Here is a 19772-nt window from a genome sequence, read left to right as displayed (position 1 = left end):
TCGAAACGAACTAGTCTTTTCCGGCGAGGACACTGCCGGAGGAGACCTCATGCCTTCCCTGTTCGATATTTTCACCCAGGCCCAGAACGGCGCCGGCATGCAGGCGCTGGCGCAGCAATACGGGCTTTCGATGCAGCAGGCGCAGGCCGCGGTCCAGGCGCTGCTGCCCGCCTTCTCGCAAGGGTTGCAACGCAACACAGCCGATCCTTACGGGATGGGCGCCTTCATGACGGCGATGGCGAGCGGCCAACACGCCAAATATTTCGAGGACGCGACCAGAGCCTTCTCGCCGCAAGGCATCGATGAGGGCAACGGCATCTTGGGTCATCTGTTCGGCTCGAAGGATCTGTCGCGCGCCGTGGCCGCTCAAGCCGCGCAGGCGACGGGATTGAGCCAGCAAGTGCTGCAACAGATGCTGCCGGCCATGGCCTCGATGATGATGGGCGGACTGTTCAAGCAGACCAACAATCAATTGACTGGGGGGCAGATGCAGGCCTTCGGCGGCAGCGGCAATCCGCTCGGCGAGATCATCGAGCAGATGATGCGGCAAAGCGGCGTGGCGCCGGCGCCGCAACCGGCGCCCAATCCCTATGGCGAGAATCCGCTCGGCAAAGTGCTGCAGGACATGTTCGGCGGCGGTGCGCCGCAGCAGCAGAGCCAACCCCAGCAGACGCCCAATCCCTATGGCGAGAACCCGCTCGGCAAGGTGCTGCAAGACATGTTCGGCGGCAGCGCGCCGCAACAGACTCAGCCGCCGCAGACGCAGAGCCCCTATGGCGACAATCCGCTCGGCAAAATCTTCGAGGAAATGCTGCGCCAGGGCGGCGGCGGGTTCGGCCTGCCCGGCGGACAGCCGGCGCCGCAGCCGCAACAGCGCCAGCCGCAGCAGAGCGCCCCGCAACAGCCGCAGACCAACCCGAGCGGCCGGCCGCGAAACCCGTTCGACGACATCTTCGGCAAGATGTTCGAGACCGGCGCGCAGCAGCGCGACGAATATGAAAAGACCGTCGGGACGATCTTCGATCAGTTCAAGCGCGACATGGACCGGCGGTAGGTATCACGCCGACGGCGAGGTCGTCATCCACGGGCGGAGCGACGCGAAGCGGAGCGCAGACCCAAGGATCCATTCCGCGACCTCCGCCGAAGAGCGCGGCGGAGCAGAATTCTGAACAGTTGCAGCACGTCAACGTCACGGCATGGATTCTAGGGTCTGCGCGCGTCGCTTCGGTCCTTGCTCCGCCCTAAAATGACGAACTAAAAGAAAAATGCCCGGTCCTGGAGGAGGAACCGGGCAAATGTGCAGGCGGGCCGGCGGGGAACCGGCAGGGAGTGTGGGAGCCTGCATGAACCTTCGTCGCGCCGAGCCGTGAAAAGGTTCAACGCGATCGGAAATCCAGGGGCAACGCGCCCGCTCAGCCTACCTGGCGAGCAAGGTCCTCGATCGTGTCGGCGCGCTCGCTGGCGATGGCGCGCAGCTTCACCGTCGGATCTCGGCCGAAGGGCACGGCGACGGCAACGTGAAGGTCGGCGCGCGTCAGGCCGATATCGGCAAGCTCGGCGTCCGTCATCTCGCCCAGGCGATAGAAGGCGCGACGGTTTTTCCAGGCTCGGTAGCTGTTGGCGATGGCATTGACCACAAGCGTCGCAACGGCCGGACGCGTAGTGATGCGCGGTGTCTCGGAGGCGAATTCAATCGTGGTCATTTCAGTCTCTCCTTTCAGGAGTCGAGCGGACGAAACCAGCCAATCGGCGCCTTGGGAGAAGCGCCGTTCCGGTTTCCATTCACATGTTCTCATGTGGACAGTGGCAATTTGCCATCGTACGATTGATTAATCCAACGAATGTTTTTAATCTTTGGCATCAACATCAATGATAGGTTGGACCGATGAAAGCGCCGCTTGACCTCGATCAGTTGCAAACCTTCATCTCGATCGCCGACACCGGCAGCTTCACCCGTGCGGCCGAAGAGGTGCACCGAACACAGTCGGCGGTGTCGATGCAAATGCGGCGGCTGGAGGAGCGGATCGGCAAGCCCCTGTTCGAAAAGGACGGCCGCACCAACAAGCTGACCGAGGAAGGCGACAGGCTGCTGTCCTACGCACGGCGGCTGATCTACCTGAACCGCGAGACCTTGGCCGCCTTCGACGACCAGCGCCTGGAAGGCACGATTCGCATCGGCACGCCGGACGACTATGCCGACCGCTTCCTGCCCGAGATCATGGCGCGCTTCTCGCGCTCCAACCCGCGTGTCGAGCTAACCGTGGTCTGCGAGCCGACACCGGGGCTGGTCGAGCACATCAAGCGCGGCAATCTCGACCTGGCGCTGGTGACGCATAACGACACGCGCGGCCAGTCGGAGGTCGTGCGGCGCGAGCCGCTTTTATGGGTGACCTCGGCCAACCACGCCACGCATGAACAGGAAATCCTGCCGATGGCTTTCGGCCGGCCGAACTGCATCTGGCGGCGCGCCGCAGTCGACGTGCTCGACCGGCAGAGCCGCGAATATCGCGTGCTGTTCTCCAGCTTCTCGGCCACTGTCATCACCGCAGCCGTGCTGTCAGGCCTCGCCATCTCGGTGCTGCCGGAATGCGCGCTCCGGCCCGGCATGCGCGTGCTTGGCGAGGCCGACGGCTTCGGCCAGTTGCCGGACTGCCGCATCGGCATCATGCGCGGCCAGACCTCGCAGCCGGAGATCGTCGACGCTCTGGCCCGTCACATCGCCGAAAGCCTCGACAACATTTCCGTGCCGATCAGCGAAGAGGCGGGAAGCTTCGACTTCGCCGCGCTCGCCTTCGCCAAGATGAAGCGGGTCAAGGCAAACCAGATCATGCCCGGCTGGTAAGGCGGAGGCAATTCCAGGAAAAGTGTGAAGCGGTTTTCCGTCAGGAAAACAAAGAGATAGAGCGGTTCACCGTTTCCGTGAAACGGAGGAGCGCTCTATGCGCGAACGGCAGACCGTTCCGGCTTAGTGTGCGAAACACCCGGCAACGCCAGCAACTGGCCGGGTTCCAGCGGCGGCGACAGCAGATAGCCCTGCAATTGACGGCAGCCCATGCCGACCAGCAGGGCCTTCTGTCCATCGGTCTCGACGCCTTCGGCGGTCACTTCCACCCTTAGCGCCAGCGCCAACTCGATCAGCGACTTGACGATCGCGCGGGCACTTTCGTCCTCGTCGAGAAGGCGCACGAAGGAGCGGTCGATCTTCAGCTTGTCGATCGACTGACGGCGCAGATAGCTCAGCGACGAATAGCCGGTGCCGAAGTCGTCTAGAACGATGCGGACGCCGGAATCACGCAGGGTTGCGATGACGGAGGTAATCGTGTCGTTGTGCTCGAGCAGCACCCCCTCGGTGGTCTCGAGTTGCAGCCGGGCCGGGTCCAACCCGGTCTCGCTCAGCACCGATGCAACCAGTGCGGCGAAGCCGGCATCGCGCAACTGCACCGGCGAGATGTTGACGGCGATCCAGGGCAGTTCGGTCGTGACCGCGAAGCGGCAGGCCTCGGTCAGCGCCCATTTGCCGAGTTCGCCGATCAGCCCTCGTTCTTCCGCGATGGCGATGAATTGCCCCGCAGGCAGCGCGCCATGCACCTCATGCCCCCAGCGGATCAGCGCTTCGGCGCCAAGAATCCTGTGGCCGTCCACCGCGAAGACGGGCTGATAGGCGAGCCTTATGCCGCCGTCGCCATCCAGCGCCTTGCGCAGCTCCGCCTCGACCTTGCGCTTGCGCAGCAGCAGATCGTCCATGTCGCAGGCAAACAGCTGGTAGCGGCCACGGCCGTTCTTCTTGGCCTCGTAGAGCGCAATGTCGGCCTTGCGCAGAAGATCGTCCGCGTCAGTCTTCGATCCCGACGACAGCGCGATGCCGATGCTGGCGCTGACGAAGACCTGATCATCGATCAGCCTGAACGGCTCGCGCAGCTTCAAAAGCAGCCTTTCGGCGATGTCTTCGGCGCTTCTGACATCGGGCACATCGAGCAGGATGACGGCGAACTCGTCGCCGCCGAGCCGCGCGACGGTATCGACTTCGCGGATCGTGTGCTTGAGCCGCGCGGCCGTTTGGCGCACGAGCTGGTCGCCGGCCGGATGACCGAGCGTGTCGTTGATGTGCTTGAAGCGGTCGAGGTCGAGGTAAAGCAGCGCCACGCGCGTTCCGTCCTGGCTGGCGAACAGCAGCGTGCGCCGCAGGCGGTCCTCGAACAGCGCACGGTTGGGCAGCCCGGTGAGCGTGTCGTGGAAGGCGAGATATTGCGCCTGGTCCTGGCTGGTCTGCAGCGCGGCCGAGGCGCGGCGCAACCGGCGCAGCAGGAACACCAGAACGCCGCCCGCCACAAGCAGGGCGATCGCCAAGGCTGGCGCGATCTTGCGCACCAAGGTGAGGCCAGGCCGCAACTGGTCCCAGCCGATGTAGCCGAGGATGACGCCACGCGAATCGACCAGCGGAACGGCGGCCGGACCAACCGGCTGCGACAGCGGCACCAGGCGCGCGCCATCGAGCAGGTATTTTGCCGCGATCTTGCCGATGACGGCATCGTTGATGAACTCGGCCGAGATATGCAGATATTCCGTGCCAGCGGCTTGGGTGACGCGATCCGTGCTCGGCACCAACGGCATGATGCTCAGGATCGCGGGCTTCCCCTGGAGCGAGACAAGATCCTGCGCGACCATCTTGGCCGGCTGGCCGGACGCGTCGGCCTTCGGGGGCTCAGTCAACATGTGGCGCAGCTTGTCGATGGTCGGCTGCAGTTCGGGCTCATCCTCGCCAAAGGCCGACGCCGCGAGGACCTTGCCTTCCCGCATGGCGTGGATTGCATGGTTGGCTGCGTCGAGAATGTAGACCCGGTTGTGACCGTAGTAGGTGTACATCCAGGTGCTGAGGTTTTCCTCGATCCAACCCTGATTGCCCGCCCTCACATTGATCACGGAATCATCCCAGACGGTCACGCTCTCCTGCTCGCGCTGGACCGCGGCAATCTGATCCTTCAGGCCATCGGCGATGAAAATCTTCTGCCGTTCGAGCGAGGACTTGTCGGCCTGGTCGGTGGCGTAGAAGCCGAAACCGACGACGATGGCCAGCGCGAAAGCGGCGAGCGTCAGCACGGTCAGCGTGACCTGGTGCGTCAACGGGCTGCTGTTGTGGCGTGCGCTCATCGCGTCCCTGGCCGGCTCATGTGCCGCCAGTGAAAGCAAATCGGGCTTAAGATCGCGTTATAATATTAGCGAGGTTTGTCCCGGCTTGACGCCGGCCGATAAGCGCTCCCCAATCGCCAAATGAGTGAAACAGCAACCGAATCACGCAGCAACGCCACCGAATACACGGTGAGCGAGATTTCCGGCGCGCTGAAGCGCACTGTCGAGGACGCCTTCGGCAATGTGCGGGTGCGTGGCGAGATTTCCGGCTATCGCGGCCCGCATTCGTCCGGCCACGCCTATTTCGCGTTGAAGGACGACCGGGCGCGGATCGATGCCGTGGTCTGGAAGACCACGATGGCACGCCTGAAGTTCCGCCCCGAGGAAGGCATGGAGGTGATCGCCAGCGGCAGGCTGACGACCTATCCCGGCAAATCCAACTACCAGATCGTCATCGACAATCTCGAACCGGCCGGCGCCGGTGCGCTGATGGCGCTGCTCGAGGAGCGCAAGCGCCGGCTGCAGGCCGAAGGCCTGTTCGATGCCGGCCGCAAGCGGCGGCTGCCGTTCATGCCGCGTGTGATCGGCGTCGTCACCTCGCCGACCGGCTCCGTGATCCGCGACATCATCCATCGCATCAAGGACCGGTTTCCGCTCCATGTGCTGGTCTGGCCGGTGAGGGTCCAGGGCGAGACGACAGCCAAGGAAGTGACCGCGGCCGTCAACGGTTTCAACGCATTGACCTGGGACGGCCCCATCCGCCAGCCGGACCTGTTGATCGTGGCACGCGGCGGCGGCAGCCTGGAAGACCTCTGGGGCTTCAACGACGAAGGGCTGGCACGCGCCGTCGCGGCGTCCTCCATCCCCGTGATCTCCGCCGTCGGGCACGAGACCGACACGACGCTGATCGACTTCGTTGCCGATAGGCGCGCGCCGACGCCGACGGGCGCGGCCGAGATCGCCGTGCCGGTCAGGGCGGACCTGGAGGCGACGCTCGCCAGCCTTGGCGCGCGGCTCAATGCCTGCTCCACGCGGCATCTGGATCGCAAGCGCCAGGCGGTGCGCGCGGCGGCGCGCGGGCTGCCTTCGCCCGACCAGTTGCTGGCGCTGCCGCGCCGCCGTTTCGACGATGCGACCAGCCGGCTCGGCCGCGGACTGACGGTGAATATCGAGCGCAAGCGGGCAACGCTGGAGCGACAAAGGCTGACGCCGGCGACCCTGTCGCGGCGTCTCAACGAAGCGCGCACGCTGACGGGGCGGGATATCGCGCGTGCCCGCGCGGCGTTCTTCGCCATCGTGCGCGAGCGGCGCGCGCGCTTCAAACGCACGTCGACGCGACTGTCGCCTGCGCCAATCGTGCGGCGCCAGAAGCAGCAGGCCGACACGCTGGCCGCGCTGACGCGCCGCCAGGATCAGGCGGCGGCGCGGCGACTGGACCGGCTGCGCGCGGCGCTGACCCAGGCGGACCGGCTCTTGTCGACGCTGTCGCACAAGGCCGTGCTGGCACGCGGCTTCGCGCTGGTCAAGGACGCCGGCGGTTCGGTGATCAAGCGGGTCGAAGAGGTGGCGCCAGGCGCCGCCTTACAGCTTGAATTCGCCGACGGCACCGCCGAGGCCATTGCCACCAGCGGCGGCGCGCGACCGAAACTGGCCGCCAAGTCGTCCACGAAGGCCAAGGAACCTGGCAAACAGGGCTCGCTGTTCTGAGATGATCAGCCACGATCCGCATCTTCGCACGCCTTCGGGCAAGCCGCGCCTACGCGCATTCGGCGTTGTGCTGGACGGAACGCCGGGCCGCTTCAACGCCATCACCGATGTGCCAGGAGTATCGGTCGGCTACACGACGCTGATCTCAGGCGACGGTCCGCTTCGGGTTGGGACCGGACCGGTGCGTACCGGCGTCACCGCGATCCTGCCAAGGCCGGTCGCGGAACTTGCGACGCCGGTGTTTGCCGGCGTGTTCAGCCAGAACGGCAATGGCGAGCTGACGGGAACGCATATCATCGAGGAGACCGGCGCGTTCAACTTCCCGGTCACCGTCACCAACACGCATTCCTGCGGCGTCACCCGCGACGGCACGCTGCGCTGGATGCACAAGGTGCTGCCGGCCGCGCTCGACACAGGCTGGGTCCTGCCGGTGGCGGCCGAGACCTATGACGGCTTCCTCAACGACATTAACGGCCATCATGTCGGCTTCGACCATGTCGCGGAAGCGCTTGACGGGGCGACCAGCGGCGCCATTGAGGAAGGCAGCGTCGGCGGCGGCACCGGCATGATCACCTTCGGCTTCAAGGCCGGATCCGGCACCGCCTCACGCGTCGTCGAATGGCAGGACGGGCGTTATACGCTGGGTGTCTTCGTGCAGTCGAATTTCGGCCAGCGGCGCAATTTCACCATTCGTGGCCGGCGCATCGGGCAGGAGCTTGTCGACCCGGCGATCCGCAAGGCGACGGCACGCGCCGAAAAGGGTTCGATCATCGCCATCGTCGCCACCGACGCGCCGTTCCTGCCGCACCAGATGAAGCGGCTCGCCAGGCGCGTGCCGCTCGGCATCGCCATGACCGGCGGCTATGGCTATCACAGTTCGGGCGACATTTTTCTCGCCTTCTCGACCGCCAATCCGGAAGCTGCGCTCGGCGCCTCGGGCAGCATCGGCCGCGCGGAATTCATTCCGGATGTCGACATCGATCCGTTCTTCGACGCGGTCGTGCAAGGTGTCGAGGAGGCGATCCTCAACGCGTTGGTCGCCAATGAGGATATGACGGGACGCGACGGCAATTTCGTGCCGGCGCTGCCTAAGGAGTGGCTGAGGGAAAAATTCGGGGAAAGATGACGCTACCGTCCGGCTGTGGCGAGCGGGTATTTACTCCGCGGGCTTGTCCGACTTCGGTTCGCCGCTGCCTTCTTCGGCGGCTTCCTCGAGGCGCGATGCGATCAGTTCCTGGATGTCGCCGACCTCTTCCTGGATGTCCTCCAGGAGAATGCCAGCCTCGGCGGCCTTGGCGCAGCATTCCTTAGCGAGAGTCTCGGCCTGCTGGTCGATCTCGATCGGCGAATGCGGGCATTGGACTTTCTCGCCAATCCATCCGCGCAAGAACTCGATCGCATGTTCACTCATACTGCTTCTTCCCTAGCGGCAAAGCCGGTTGGTAGTCATCAACGCCCGCACCCTGTCAAAGGATGCATGTCCCATTCGAACCGAGTCGGCCTCCACCGGCAAGACGTCTTGCCCATGGTCCGTGGAGCCGAAGGAATGGAATGGTTCAAGGTGCACGTTCAGATCAGCGAAAATGATGGTACCGTTGGCTGGGCTCGAACCAGCGACCCCCAGATCCACAATCTGGTGCTCTAACCAACTGAGCTACAACGGCCTGCCTGCCTGAGCTGGATCGACGTGAAAGCTTCATTCTCCGTGATCCGCTCTGTCGTTGGCGATGCGTCAAATACGGGCTATCGAATTCTAATTCAAGGGCCTTGATAAGGTAAAGGATTGGTTTCCTCATCCGCCTTTCGTCAAGGCAAAAGAAAAGGCCGGCGGGAGGAGGTGCCGGCCTTTTCCTGTTACGAGCCAGCGGGAGGAGGTGCTGGCTGGTCACCCCGGAAACGGAGGGAGGAGGTTCCGTTTCCGGGTATCTGGTTGTTCAACCCTATCGCACGACTATTTGTCTGACGAAATGCGACGTTTTGATGCATCGCGGGGTTGTGCGCGAAAATCAGGCAGCCTTGACGTCCTTGATCGCCTTCTCAAAGGCGGTCTTGACCGGCTTGGAGACGTCCTCGACCGCCTTGGCGGCGACGGTCTGGAACTCCTTGGTCTGCTCGACGGCCATTTCAACGCGCTTGCGCAGGAAGGAGGTCTGCAGCTCGACGACTTCCGAAAGGGTCTTGGCGCCGACAAGGGCTTCGAGGTGCGAGAAGCTGGCCTCGGCATTGGCGCGCAGCGCGGCGATCGCCTTGAGCGAAACGTCGCTGGAAACGGTCTTGGCGGTCTCGTAGGTCGACTCCAGGACCTTCTGGGTCTCCTCGGCGCCGGTCTTCAGCTTGGTATAGGCTTCCTTCGACTGCTCGACGCCCTTCTCGGCGAAGGCTCGGATCTGGTCGGTGGCTTTGGAAGCGTCGAAGCTCGGGAATTCAACGTTTTCGATGGTCTTGGTCGTGGTCGTCTTGGACATTTTCCAACCTTTCGGGGCAGCGGCTTTGACAGAAAGCCGTCTCGTTCATGTATGATGGCAATATAGAGGATTTTTTGTGCATTGCAACATCTTTGTTGCAGCGCACCATAAAATCTTCCCCCACGTCAGCCCTTGCGGCCGTTAACCAAGAGCCCAGAGATTTCGACCGTTGCAAGCCAAGGCTTGTGGACCTTCGAGCCGCGGGCTTTTATTAACAAAGCGTTAACTGAAAATGCCCGCTCCGGAGGGTCGGCCAGCGCATGCCGCCTGAAAACTACTCCTTCCTCGACGTCGCCGTGCTCGACGCGGTGCGCCAGCGCTTTGCCGCCGGCAACGCTTTGGCAATCTTGTCGAGCGACCTCGAACAGGTGATCTGGGCAAACGGACCTGGGGCGTCGATGTTCGGCTATCCGGATATCGAAGCCATCATCGGCGCTTCGGCGCGGCTGCCGCTTATTGCCCGGCGGCAGATCATGGCGACCAGCGGTTTTCCGGATATCGGCAGCGATCGCGCCATCACGGTGAGGCTGGCGACCGGTATTGTGAGCCGCGCCGTCGGCTTCCTGGCCAGTGCCGTGACGATGCCGGACGGCGAAAAGGCGATCATGCTGGCGGTACCGGCGGCGCAGACAAGCTCGCGCAGCGCCGGCGAGATCGCCAGCCGCGCCATCGGCGGTTTCACCGAAGCCGGGCATTTCATCGCCTTCGTCGACGCGCAAGGGGGTGTCGAGGCGGCCTCGGACGGCTTTGCGGCGCTCGGCATCGAGCGGCGGACGCTGGCTGCCCTGGTTGCGGACGTGACGGCCAGCGGCGACCGCCTCGTCAAGCGCCTCGTGCCTGGCACCGGCACCTCCTACCCGGCCGGTTTTGCCCGGCTCACCGACACGCGGCATCTGCTGGTGGTGATCGACGAGGACCAACTCGACGATCAAGGCGATCACCCGGCGGGGGTGACGGCCATGCCATCCGGCGAAAGCCCGGACGTCGAACCCAGCCAGGACATCAGCCCAGCGCCGGCCGTGGTGGCCGTAGAACGGGCTGAAGTACCTCAGGCGGCTGCCGAAGAGGATGCGCAGGCCGCCGGCGAGCCCGTGGCTGCCAAAGAGCCGGAGGCTGCCCCGCCAAGCTTCGAAAGCAGCGTAGCCGCCGCGGGAACCGTGGCCGACCAGCAGCCCACCGAGACCGATCATCAAGCCAATGCCGTCGAAGCGGGCCCACGGGCCTCCGAAGCCGGCCAGCATGACCATTGGTATTTCAACACCGGCGACGACGATGCCCGGCAAGCTGAACCGGAAGCGCCGACGAAGGACGAGCCGGCGGAGGTCGTCACAGCCGAAGACCGGCGGCAAGAAGTCAACGAAACCGCCGCACGCGAAACCATCGCGCCGGCGCAGCCGGCCTCGCCCCGCGACATTGACCGCTCAGCGCCGCCGCTGCGCTTCGTCTGGCGCACCGACGCCGAAGGTAAATTCAGCGCACTGTCGCCCGAATTCGCCGAGATCGTCGGCCAGCCGGCCGCCGATGTGATTGGCCGCCGCTTCAAGGATGTCGCCACCACGTTCGGCCTCGACGCCTCGGGCGAGATCGCCGGCCTGCTCGAACGCCGCGACACCTGGTCCGGGCGCTCAGTACTGTGGCCCGTGGCCGGCACCGGGCTGAAGATCCCTGTCGACCTGGCGGCGCTGCCCGTCTATGGCCGTAGCCGCGCTTTCGAGGGTTTTCGCGGCTTCGGCGTTGCGCGCGCGGCCGACGCCGTCGTCGATCCCGAAGCGCTTGGCATGGCCCTGGTGCCGAACGCCGCGCCTACTGGGCCCGCTCCCGCTGGGGGCGAGCCGTCGGTCGCGAAGCCAACCGCGGAGCCGGAACAGCCAAAGCCCGAAGATCCGTTCCAGGGCGAAGTGCCGGCGTTGACCATCGTGCCGAAACCGGAACGGCGCTTCGCCGACAAGGTGATAAGGCTGGCCGAGCATCGCCAGCCGGCCAACGACAAGCAGCCGGGAAACGACACGCCTCACAAGGGTCTGTCGATCCTCGAGCGCAGCGCCTTCCGGGAGATCGGCGAGCGGCTGCGCAGGGACAGTTCCGCCCCCGCCGAGCCGGGCCTCGCCGAAGCCGACAAGCAGTCCGATGCGACCGTTGCCGGCAAGGATGACGCAGCGGCGAAGGAGCCGACCGGCGAAGTGCCGGCCGCGGCAAGCCGGTCGCCTGCGCCTGAAGCAGCCGAGCACGAGAGCTCCGTGAACGAAGCGACCCTGCCATCCGCGCCGGAAGCTTCGGAGACCGTCGACTCGAAGGCCGATGCGGAGACCGCCGAAGCCCAGACCGAGGCCGAAGACCAAAAAGACTTGGCGCGACTTGACGGCATCGATGACGCTGCTGAGACCAGCGACACCAGCCGGCCCGAGACGCCCGTCGTTTCCGGCTCGCTGCTCAGCTATGCCGACGGCGAGAAATCCACCGAAGCAGCCGGCGCCGAACCGGTCTCCGAAGACAAGCAGGCAGCGAGCGCCCAGCACGCGGTCGAACATGGCGCCGCGGAACCGCGACAGTCGGCCGAACAGCCTATGGCACAGCCGGTCGCTGCCGAGCCGCCTGCCCGCGATGCGGCGGACGACGACAGCATGACCGCCGACGATTTTCGCGATGCGCAAGACAGCGAGGATTGGGCCGGCTCCGACGCGGATGCCGCCACCACGGCCTCAGACAAACAGCCGGAAGAACCGGTAGTGCTGGTGCGGCCGCGGCTGGAAGTGCCGCCGCTGAAACTCTCGGGTTTTGTGCCGTCCGCTTTTTCGACCGGCGAGGAAACCAAGGCGCCCGATACATCCATCCTCGCCCGGCTGCCGGTGCCGTTGCTCATCCATTCGGGCGACATGCTGCATTATGCCAATGAGGCTTTCCTCGAGCTCACCGGCTACGACGCGCTGGACGACCTCACGGATGCGGGAGGCCTGGGCGCGCTCTTTGCCGACCCCTACGCCGAGGACGCAGCCGCGGATGAAAGCGACCACTCGCTGAAGCTCAAAACCCGCCAGGGTCAGGAATTTCCGATCGATGCGCTGCTGCGCTCGGTGCCGTGGCGCGGCGGCAAGGCGCTTATGCTGGTGGTGCGGCGCTCCGGCGAGGACGATGCGGCGCATTTCACCGCCGCCAATGACGAACCGGCGCTGCAGCCGGACGTGCCGGAGTTGAAGTCGCGCATCGCCGAGATGCGCACCATCATCGACACCGCCACCGACGGCGTGGTGCTGATCGGCCGCGACGGCAACATCCGCTCGATCAGCCGGCCGGCGGAAGCCCTGTTCGGCTTCGACAGCGACGAGGTCGCGGGCAAGCCCTTTGCCTCGCTGTTCGCCATCGAAAGCCAGCGCGCGGCGCGCGACTATCTCGCCGGCCTTTCAGAGGCGGGCGTGGCGAGCGTGCTCAACGATGGCCGCGAGGTCATCGGCCGCGAGGCGCAGGGACGTTTCATCCCGTTGTTCATGACCATCGGCAGGCTGCCGAACGACAGCGGCTTCTGCGCCGTGGTGCGCGACATCACGCAATGGAAACGGGCTGAGGAAGACCTGACGCAGGCACGCGCCGTGGCCGAGCGCGCCTCCTCGCAGAAGACGGATTTCCTGGCCCGCATCAGCCACGAGATCCGCACGCCGCTCAACGCCATCATCGGCTTTTCGGAGCTGATGGTGGACGAGAAATTCGGTCCGGTCGCCAACGACCGCTACCGCGACTATCTGCGCGACATCAACCGTTCCGGCAACCACGTGCTCGATCTCGTCAACGACCTGCTCGACATCTCCAAGATCGAGGCCGGCCAGCAGGAGATGGATTACGAAGCGGTGTCGCTCAACGACACACTGGCCGAGACGGTGGCGATGATGCAGCCGCAGGCCAATCGCGAGCGCGTCATCATCCGCTCCAGCTTCGCCTCGCGGCTGCCGGAAGTGGTGGCGGATTTGAGAAGCGTGCGCCAGATCGCCCTCAACATCCTGTCCAACGCCATCCGCTACACCCAGGCCGGCGGCCAGGTGATCGTGTCGACCGCTTACGAGGCCTCGGGCGATGTCGTCATGCGCGTGCGCGACACCGGCATCGGCATGACGCAGGCCGAGATCGAGCAGGCGCTGAAGCCGTTCAAGCAGATCAACGCGCTGAAGCGCGGCCGTGGCGACGGCACCGGCCTCGGCCTGCCGCTCACCAAGGCCATGGTGGAGGCGAACCGCGCCCGGTTCACCATCACCTCCACGCCGGGCGAAGGAACGCTTGTCGAGGTTGGCTTCCCCTCGACCCGCGTGCTCGCCGAGTAGCCCTGTCAGAACCCAAAGAAAAAGGCGTCCTGGAGGACGCCTTGAGAAATGGGATGCTGTCACAACGGGGGCTTGAGCTGAACCTCAGGGGACGAGGAACGGGATTTCTCCCTCAAGTTACTCGCGACTATCGGGGGCGTCCCTTAACAAGTCCTTACCGGGCGGCGAAAAAATTTACGAATGTGTACCACCCGTGAAATCTAGGTAAATTCGGCGGAGAGATTTCGTTAACCACGACGGTATCAGCTTGCCAGCTGCGGCAGGTTCCTGAACAGCTCCAGCGCTTCGGGATTGGCGAGCGCTTCCTTGTTCTTGACGGCGCGGCCGTGGACCATGTCGCGCACCGCGAGCTCGGTGATCTTGCCGGATTTGGTGCGCGGGATGTCGCTGATGGCGACGATCTTGGCCGGCACGTGGCGCGGGCTGGCGCCGGTGCGGATCTTGGCGCGGATGCGTTTTTCCAGATCCTCGTCCAGGGCCACTCCGGCGGCCAGGCGCACGAACAGCACGACGCGGACGTCATTGTCGAAATCCTGGCCGATGCACAGCGCCTCGAGGATTTCCGGCATCTGCTCGACCTGATTGTAGATCTCGGCCGTGCCGATCCTGACGCCACCAGGATTGAGCGTGGCGTCGGAGCGGCCGTGAATGATCATGCCGCCATGCGCCGTCCATTCGGCGAAATCGCCATGGCACCAGACATTGTCGAAACGCTCGAAATAGGCGGCGTGATACTTCTTGCCTTCGGGATCGTTCCAGAAGCCGATCGGCATCGACGGGAAGGCCTTGGTGCAGACCAGCTCGCCCTTCTCCTGCCGGATCGGCTTGCCGTCATCGTCCCAGACATCGACGGCCAAGCCGAGGCCCGGCCCCTGAATCTCGCCGCTCCAGACCGGCTCGGTCGGCACGCCGAGCACGAAGCAGGAGACGATGTCGGTGCCGCCCGAGATCGAGGCCAGATGCACGTCCTTCTTGATGCCGTCATAGACGAAACGGAAATCCTCCGGCGACAGCGGCGAACCGGTGGAGGAGAGCGTGCGCACCGTCGACAGATCGTGGCTGGCGATCGGCTTCAGCCCGGCCTTGCGGACCGAATCGATGAACTTGGCCGAGGTGCCAAAATAGGTCATCTGCTCGGCATCGGCGAAATCGAACAGCACATTGCCATCGGGATAGAAAGGCGAGCCGTCATAGAGCAAAAGCGTCGCGCCAGACGCCAGGCCGGAGACCAGCCAGTTCCACATCATCCAGCCGCAGGTGGTGAAGTAGAACAGGCGATCGCCGTCGAGCAGGCCGGCATGCAGCCGGTGCTCCTTGACATGCTGGATCAGCGTGCCGCCGGCCGAATGCACGATGCATTTCGGGATGCCCGTCGTGCCGGACGAAAACAGGATGTAGAGCGGATGGGCGAATGGCAGCCGATCGTAGCTGACGGTCCTGGCGGCGAAGGGCGAAAGCGCTTCCTCAAGCGCGGCCGCCTTGTCGATGGTGGCGGCGACGTCGGCCGAGGTGCCGAGATAGTCGACGATCAGCACCTTGCTCAGCGTGGCAAGCTTGGCCGCTACCGCGCGCACTTTGTCTGCCACCTCGATCGCCTTGCCGTTGTACCAATAGCCGTCCGGCGCGATGAAGACGACCGGCTCGATCTGGCCGAAACGGTCGAGCACGCCCTGCTCGCCGAAATCGGGAGAGCATGAGGACCAGACGGCGCCGATCGAGGCGGCGGCCAGCATCGCGGCGATGGTTTCGGGCATATTGGGCATCATGGCCGCGATGCGGTCGCCGGCCTTGACGCCGAGCGACAGGAAGAGCTGCTGCAGCCGCGAGGTCAGCGCATGCAGTTCGTTCCAGGACAGCCGGCGCTCGACCTTGTCCTCGCCGCGAAAGATTATGGCCTGGCCGCTGACGGTCTTCTTCAACAGGTTTTCGGCAAAGTTCAACCTGGCGTCAGGAAAGAAAGCCGCGCCCGGCATCTTCTCGCCGTCGACAAGATTGCGCTCGCCCTTGTCGCCGACAAGATCGCAAAAATCCCAGACCAGGCTCCAGAAGCCTTCGCGGTCCTCGATCGACCACCGGTGCAACTCGGCATAATTGGAGAATGACAGCCCGGTCTTCGCCTCCGCAGCCTTCGTGAACGCCGTCAGGGGTGCTGCTTCGATCCGATCCTGCGTCGGGATCCACAAAGGTGTGTCGGCGGCCATGATCGCTCCTCCCAAGCGCGTCGCTTTCGAGCCATTTAGCTCAAGATCGCATATGCCATCGTCCCAAAAACGGCACGCAACCGCGGACCGGGATCGTGCAAACTGCTTATGCATGTTGCAGCGCAGCAGAGCAAGATTTTGTTCGGATGGCCCGTGGCGAGCACGGCGCAAACGCCATCGCAAGGCCATAAAGACTTGAAAAGCGTCGGCGCTCGGGTACACCCGTCGGGCGATTTGTCGGCAACAGAAGCATACGGGGCGAAATGCCATCATCTTTGATCCGGCGCGGGGTGTGGGCGATCGGCGTTGCCGTGCTCGTCATCGCGCTCGCGGTCGCGGCACTGCCGCTGATTGCCTCGACCCGCATCGTCCGCGACCGCATCGCTTGGGAATTGAGCGCCTGGAGCGGCTTCAGGGTCACCATCGACGGCTCGCCGCGCATCGAGGTGTGGCCGAAGTTCCGGGCGATCCTCAGCGACGTGACCCTGTCGCAATGGACCGAGACCGACGCGCCGCCGGTGGTCGAGGCCGATCGCCTGGAAGTCGATCTCTCGGCCATGGCCGCCTTGCAGGGTGACGTCGCCTTCTCGACGGCAAGGCTGGTGCGGCCGACGATCAGGGTGCAGCGCATGGCGAGCGGCTTCTATCTGCCGCCGCTTCCGACCGGCGGGCGCATCACGCGCTCGATCGATACCGCGCGCGGGGTGGTGACGGCCAACCCGCAGAAGCCCGATCTCGGCAGATTGCCGTCCGATCCGTTCGGCACCGTCGAGTTCCGCGATGGCCGCGTCGTGACCACGGCCGACGGCAAGGACACCGAAATCCTGAGCAGCCTGAGCGGCCAGGTGAACTGGCAAGCGATGAACAGCGAAGCATCGCTGACCGCGACCGGGATCTGGCGCGGCGAAAGCGTGCAGCTCGATTTCTCCTCGGCGAAGCCGCTGGTGCTGTTTGCCGGGGGTGCCGCGCCCGTCACCCTCTCCTTCAAGGCGGCGCCAGCGACGTTCTCCTTCGACGGAACGGCCTCGATGTCGGACAATGCCTATCTGGACGGCCAGGCGAAGTTCGCCGCGCCGTCGCTGCGGCGCGTGCTGGAGTGGTCGCAAGCCGGGCTCGCGCCGGGTGCTGCGATCGGCGCGGTCTCGATCGCCAGCAAGGTCAACGCCTCGGCGGGGCGCGTGAAGTTCGAGAACACCACGGTCACCCTCAACAACAATCCGGGCATGGGGGCGCTTGATTTCTCCGTCGCGGACGGGCGGCCGGTGGTTGCCGGCACGCTCGCTTTCGACACGCTCGATCTCAGGTCTTTCCTGTCGGCCTTCACGCCGGTCGCGCCGACCGGCGAGGTGGGCCCCGGCGACATCGACACCAGTTTCGCCGATCGAATAAACCTTGACCTCAGGCTGTCGGCGGCGCACGCCATGGCGGGACCGGTGCAGCTCGCCGACGTCGCGGCAACCGCGCAGGTCAAGAACGGCCTTGCCGTGTTCGACATATCCGACGCGTCGGCCTTTGGCGGCACCGTCCAGAGCAGCCTGCGTTTCGACCGCAAGCCGGAAGGCACGCAAGTCGAGATGCGGCTCCTGGCATCGGATGTGGATACGGGAGCCTTTGCCACGGCGGCGGGAATGACGCAGCTGGTGCCGGCCGGCACCGGCACGGTGTCGGTCATCCTCAAGGGGCCGGGCAAGGCCTGGAGCTCGATCTTCGAGAATGCCGACGGATCATTCTCGGCGACGTTCGGGCCGGGCACACTCAACGGGCTCGACCTGCCGGCCTTCCTCAAGCGCACCCAGCAAGGCGGCTTCTTCGCGCTCAACGACGTCGCCAAGGGTTCGCTGCCGATCGACGGCGCCGAGATCAAGGCAAGCATCTCCAAGGGCGTGGCGCGCCTGGACAAGGCCGAGATCAACGCGCAGAAATACAAGATCTGGCTGTCCGGCATCGCCTCTTATGTCGGCCGCGGCCTGGCACTTTCGGGCGGCGTCGTGCCGGCCGGACAACCGGCGCAGCAACCCCAGCCGGCCAGCGGCCAGGCAGCCAGCCCGGCTCCCGCGCCGCCAAGCCAGTCGCTGTTCTTCGTCGGCGGCAACTGGAGCGCGCCCTTCATATCGCCGATCGCTCCCGGCGTCTCGGGCCAGTAAATCGGGGGCGCAACGCACCCCCGCCGTTCATCCCTCAACCGCGCTGCGCGGCCTGCTCGTCGAGCTGGCGCTGGATCTCGCGGCGTTTGTTGGCGATCGAGGCGATGATGACGCCGACCGCCACCACCGCGATCAATATGGTGCAGGCGGCGTTGATTTCCGGCGTCACGCCGAGGCGCACCTGGCTGTAGATCTTCATCGGCAGCGTGGTGGCGCCGGGGCCCGAGGTGAAGCTAGCGATGACCAGATCGTCGAGCGAAAGCGTGAAAGCCAGCATCCAGCCGGAGATGATCGCCGGCAGGATCACCGGCAAGGTGATCTGGAAGAAGGTCTTCACCGGCGGCGCGCCGAGATCCATCGCCGCCTCTTCGAGCGAGCGGTCGAAGGAGACGAGGCGCGACTGCACGACGACAGCGACGAAGCACATGGTGAAGGTGATGTGCGCGAGCGTCACCGTGAAGAAGCCGCGGTCGAGCCCGACCGCGACGAAGAGCAAAAGCAGCGACAGGCCCGTGATGACTTCCGGCATGACCAGCGGCGCAAAGACCATGCCGGAGAAGAGCACCCGCCCCTTGAAGCGCGTGTAGCGCGTGAGCGTGATGGCGGCGAGCGTGCCGAGCACGGTCGCCGCCGTGGCCGAGATGACGCCGACGCGCGCCGTGACCCAGGTGGCGTCCATCAGGCCCTGATTGTGGAACAGCGACACGTACCATTTGGTCGAGAAGCCGCCCCAGACGGTGACGAGCTTGGATTCGTTGAAGGAAAAGACGATGAGCAGCACGATCGGCAGATAGAGAAAGGCAAAGCCCAGCACGATCGAGGTGATGTTGAAACGGCTCCAGGTCGAGGTCATCTGCCCTGCTCCTGCGCCTTTGCCTGCGCCTGCTGGAAGAACATGATGGGGATGGTCAGCACCAGAAGCAGGATCACGGCGACCGCCGACGAGACCGGCCAGTCGCGGTTGGAGAAGAACTCGTTCCAGAGCGTCTTGCCGATCATCAGCGTCTGCGAGCCGCCGAGGAGATCGGGGATGACGAACTCGCCGACCGCCGGAATGAAGACCAGCAGGCAGCCGGCGACGACACCAGGCAGCGAGAGCGGGAATGTGATCTTCCAGAAGGCGCCGATCGGCGGGCACCCGAGATCCTCCGCAGCCTCGACCAGCGAATAGTCCATCTTTTCCAGCGAGGAATAGAGCGGCAGCACCATGAAGGGCAGGTAGGAATAGACGATGCCGATGAAGATCGCGGTGTAGGTGTTGAGGATGACCAGCGGCTGGCTGATCAGGCCCGTAGCGAGCAGGACCTGATTGAGCAACCCCTCGGGTTTCAGGATGCCGATCCAGGCATAGACACGGATCAGGAACGAGGTCCAGAACGGCAGGATCACCAGCATCAGCAAGGTCGGCCGGACCGTCGCCGGCGCGCGCGCCATGCCGTAGGCTATCGGATAACCGACGATCAGCGTGAGTACCGTCGAGATCGCCGCGATGATCAGGCTGGTCACATAGGCGTTGAAGTAGAGCGCGTCCTGGGTGAGCCAGGTGTAGTTGTCGAAGTTGAGCGCGCGAAAGCCCGCGAAGAATCCCGAGACCCCGTCCTTGAAGTCGAGCACCGGCGTATAGGGCGGCATCGAGATCGCCGTCTGCGACAGCGATATCTTGAAGACGATGATGAAGGGGACGAGGAAGAAGAACAGCAGCCAGAGATAGGGGATGATGATGACGAGGCGGTTGACGAAGCCCTTCGCCAATGTCGTCGGGAAGGCCTCGGCGGGCTGGGTCGGCGACGAGGCCGTGGCGGCGATGTGGGTCATGTCCGC

At 64.8% G+C, this 19772-nt stretch carries 13 protein-coding genes and 1 tRNA gene; 6 read left to right on the top strand and 8 right to left on the bottom strand.

The window, feature by feature from the left end:
• Positions 1–49 precede the first annotated feature (49 nt).
• The gene (locus tag EN869_RS26150) at positions 50–1054 is read left to right on the top strand and encodes a DUF937 domain-containing protein (protein ID WP_127230633.1); all 1005 of its coding nucleotides are present in this window, start codon (positions 50–52) and stop codon (positions 1052–1054) included.
• 358 nt (positions 1055–1412) lie between these two features.
• On the opposite strand, the gene EN869_RS26145 is transcribed toward EN869_RS26150, so the two are convergent.
• Entirely contained in the window at positions 1413–1703 is a 291-nt protein-coding gene (locus EN869_RS26145; RefSeq protein WP_127230632.1) for a DUF1127 domain-containing protein, read from the bottom strand.
• A 182-nt stretch (positions 1704–1885) separates the two neighbouring features.
• Between EN869_RS26145 and EN869_RS26140 the strand changes: the two genes are divergently transcribed.
• Complete coding sequence (locus EN869_RS26140; protein WP_112100734.1) at positions 1886–2842, top strand: LysR substrate-binding domain-containing protein; 957 nt, start codon at positions 1886–1888, stop codon at positions 2840–2842.
• Between the two features lie 95 nt (positions 2843–2937).
• Here EN869_RS26140 and EN869_RS26135 read toward each other — a convergent pair whose 3' ends face one another.
• Complete coding sequence (locus tag EN869_RS26135) at positions 2938–5148, bottom strand: EAL domain-containing protein (RefSeq protein ID WP_127230631.1); 2211 nt, start codon at positions 5146–5148, stop codon at positions 2938–2940.
• Between the two features lie 120 nt (positions 5149–5268).
• Between EN869_RS26135 and xseA the strand changes: the two genes are divergently transcribed.
• Together xseA and EN869_RS26125 are read left to right on the top strand one after the other, a co-directional pair.
• Positions 5269–6834, top strand: a complete 1566-nt coding sequence (xseA, locus tag EN869_RS26130) for an exodeoxyribonuclease VII large subunit (RefSeq protein ID WP_127230630.1) — start codon at positions 5269–5271, stop codon at positions 6832–6834.
• A gap of 1 nt (position 6835) precedes the next feature.
• Positions 6836–7960: a P1 family peptidase gene (locus EN869_RS26125; protein WP_127230629.1), complete on the top strand. Its 1125-nt coding sequence runs from the start codon at positions 6836–6838 to the stop codon at positions 7958–7960.
• A 30-nt stretch (positions 7961–7990) separates the two neighbouring features.
• On the opposite strand, the gene EN869_RS26120 is transcribed toward EN869_RS26125, so the two are convergent.
• The 3 genes from EN869_RS26120 to EN869_RS26110 form a co-directional block, all read right to left on the bottom strand.
• Complete coding sequence (locus EN869_RS26120) at positions 7991–8245, bottom strand: DUF768 domain-containing protein (RefSeq protein ID WP_127230628.1); 255 nt, start codon at positions 8243–8245, stop codon at positions 7991–7993.
• Positions 8246–8421: 176 nt separating this feature from the next.
• Positions 8422–8498, bottom strand: a tRNA-His gene (locus tag EN869_RS26115).
• Positions 8499–8840: 342 nt separating this feature from the next.
• Positions 8841–9299, bottom strand: a complete 459-nt coding sequence (locus tag EN869_RS26110) for a phasin (protein WP_127230627.1) — start codon at positions 9297–9299, stop codon at positions 8841–8843.
• Between the two features lie 260 nt (positions 9300–9559).
• Here EN869_RS26110 and EN869_RS26105 point away from each other — a divergent pair, with 260 nt between their 5' ends.
• A complete protein-coding gene (locus EN869_RS26105; RefSeq protein ID WP_127230626.1) occupies positions 9560–13606 on the top strand; it encodes a PAS domain S-box protein in 4047 nt (1348 codons plus the stop codon).
• Positions 13607–13848: 242 nt separating this feature from the next.
• Here EN869_RS26105 and EN869_RS26100 read toward each other — a convergent pair whose 3' ends face one another.
• Positions 13849–15807: an acetoacetate--CoA ligase gene (locus EN869_RS26100; RefSeq protein ID WP_127230625.1), complete on the bottom strand. Its 1959-nt coding sequence runs from the start codon at positions 15805–15807 to the stop codon at positions 13849–13851.
• A gap of 263 nt (positions 15808–16070) precedes the next feature.
• Here EN869_RS26100 and EN869_RS26095 point away from each other — a divergent pair, with 263 nt between their 5' ends.
• Positions 16071–17951, top strand: coding sequence for an AsmA family protein (locus EN869_RS26095; protein WP_127230624.1), 1881 nt, complete (start codon positions 16071–16073; stop codon positions 17949–17951).
• A 34-nt stretch (positions 17952–17985) separates the two neighbouring features.
• On the opposite strand, the gene EN869_RS26090 is transcribed toward EN869_RS26095, so the two are convergent.
• Positions 17986–18804: an ABC transporter permease subunit gene (locus EN869_RS26090; RefSeq protein ID WP_127230623.1), complete on the bottom strand. Its 819-nt coding sequence runs from the start codon at positions 18802–18804 to the stop codon at positions 17986–17988.
• The gene (locus tag EN869_RS26085) at positions 18801–19766 is read right to left on the bottom strand and encodes an ABC transporter permease subunit (RefSeq protein ID WP_127230622.1); all 966 of its coding nucleotides are present in this window, start codon (positions 19764–19766) and stop codon (positions 18801–18803) included. Before EN869_RS26085 ends, EN869_RS26090 begins: the two co-directional genes overlap by 4 nt.
• Positions 19767–19772: the final 6 nt, after the last annotated feature.

The organism is Mesorhizobium sp. M2D.F.Ca.ET.226.01.1.1, from assembly GCF_004022705.2.
Classification (GTDB): domain Bacteria; phylum Pseudomonadota; class Alphaproteobacteria; order Rhizobiales; family Rhizobiaceae; genus Mesorhizobium.
The sequence above is the reverse complement of the archived record's forward strand: the minus strand, read 5'-3'. Positions and strand labels throughout refer to the sequence as shown.

What these genes read in the sequence shown, in the direction of transcription:
- EN869_RS26135 (WP_127230631.1), bottom strand. Translation starts at nt 5,148, where the DNA reads ATGAGCGCACGCCACAACAGCAGCCCGTTGACGCACCAGGTCACGCTG.
- EN869_RS26120 (WP_127230628.1), bottom strand. Translation starts at nt 8,245, where the DNA reads ATGAGTGAACATGCGATCGAGTTCTTGCGCGGATGGATTGGCGAGAAA.
- EN869_RS26085 (WP_127230622.1), bottom strand. Translation starts at nt 19,766, where the DNA reads ATGACCCACATCGCCGCCACGGCCTCGTCGCCGACCCAGCCCGCCGAG.
- EN869_RS26150 (WP_127230633.1), top strand. Translation starts at nt 50, where the DNA reads ATGCCTTCCCTGTTCGATATTTTCACCCAGGCCCAGAACGGCGCCGGC.
- EN869_RS26090 (WP_127230623.1), bottom strand. Translation starts at nt 18,804, where the DNA reads ATGACCTCGACCTGGAGCCGTTTCAACATCACCTCGATCGTGCTGGGC.
- EN869_RS26105 (WP_127230626.1), top strand. Translation starts at nt 9,560, where the DNA reads ATGCCGCCTGAAAACTACTCCTTCCTCGACGTCGCCGTGCTCGACGCG.
- EN869_RS26140 (WP_112100734.1), top strand. Translation starts at nt 1,886, where the DNA reads ATGAAAGCGCCGCTTGACCTCGATCAGTTGCAAACCTTCATCTCGATC.
- EN869_RS26125 (WP_127230629.1), top strand. Translation starts at nt 6,836, where the DNA reads ATGATCAGCCACGATCCGCATCTTCGCACGCCTTCGGGCAAGCCGCGC.
- EN869_RS26095 (WP_127230624.1), top strand. Translation starts at nt 16,071, where the DNA reads ATGCCATCATCTTTGATCCGGCGCGGGGTGTGGGCGATCGGCGTTGCC.
- EN869_RS26145 (WP_127230632.1), bottom strand. Translation starts at nt 1,703, where the DNA reads ATGACCACGATTGAATTCGCCTCCGAGACACCGCGCATCACTACGCGT.
- EN869_RS26110 (WP_127230627.1), bottom strand. Translation starts at nt 9,299, where the DNA reads ATGTCCAAGACGACCACGACCAAGACCATCGAAAACGTTGAATTCCCG.
- EN869_RS26100 (WP_127230625.1), bottom strand. Translation starts at nt 15,807, where the DNA reads ATGGCCGCCGACACACCTTTGTGGATCCCGACGCAGGATCGGATCGAA.
- xseA (WP_127230630.1), top strand. Translation starts at nt 5,269, where the DNA reads ATGAGTGAAACAGCAACCGAATCACGCAGCAACGCCACCGAATACACG.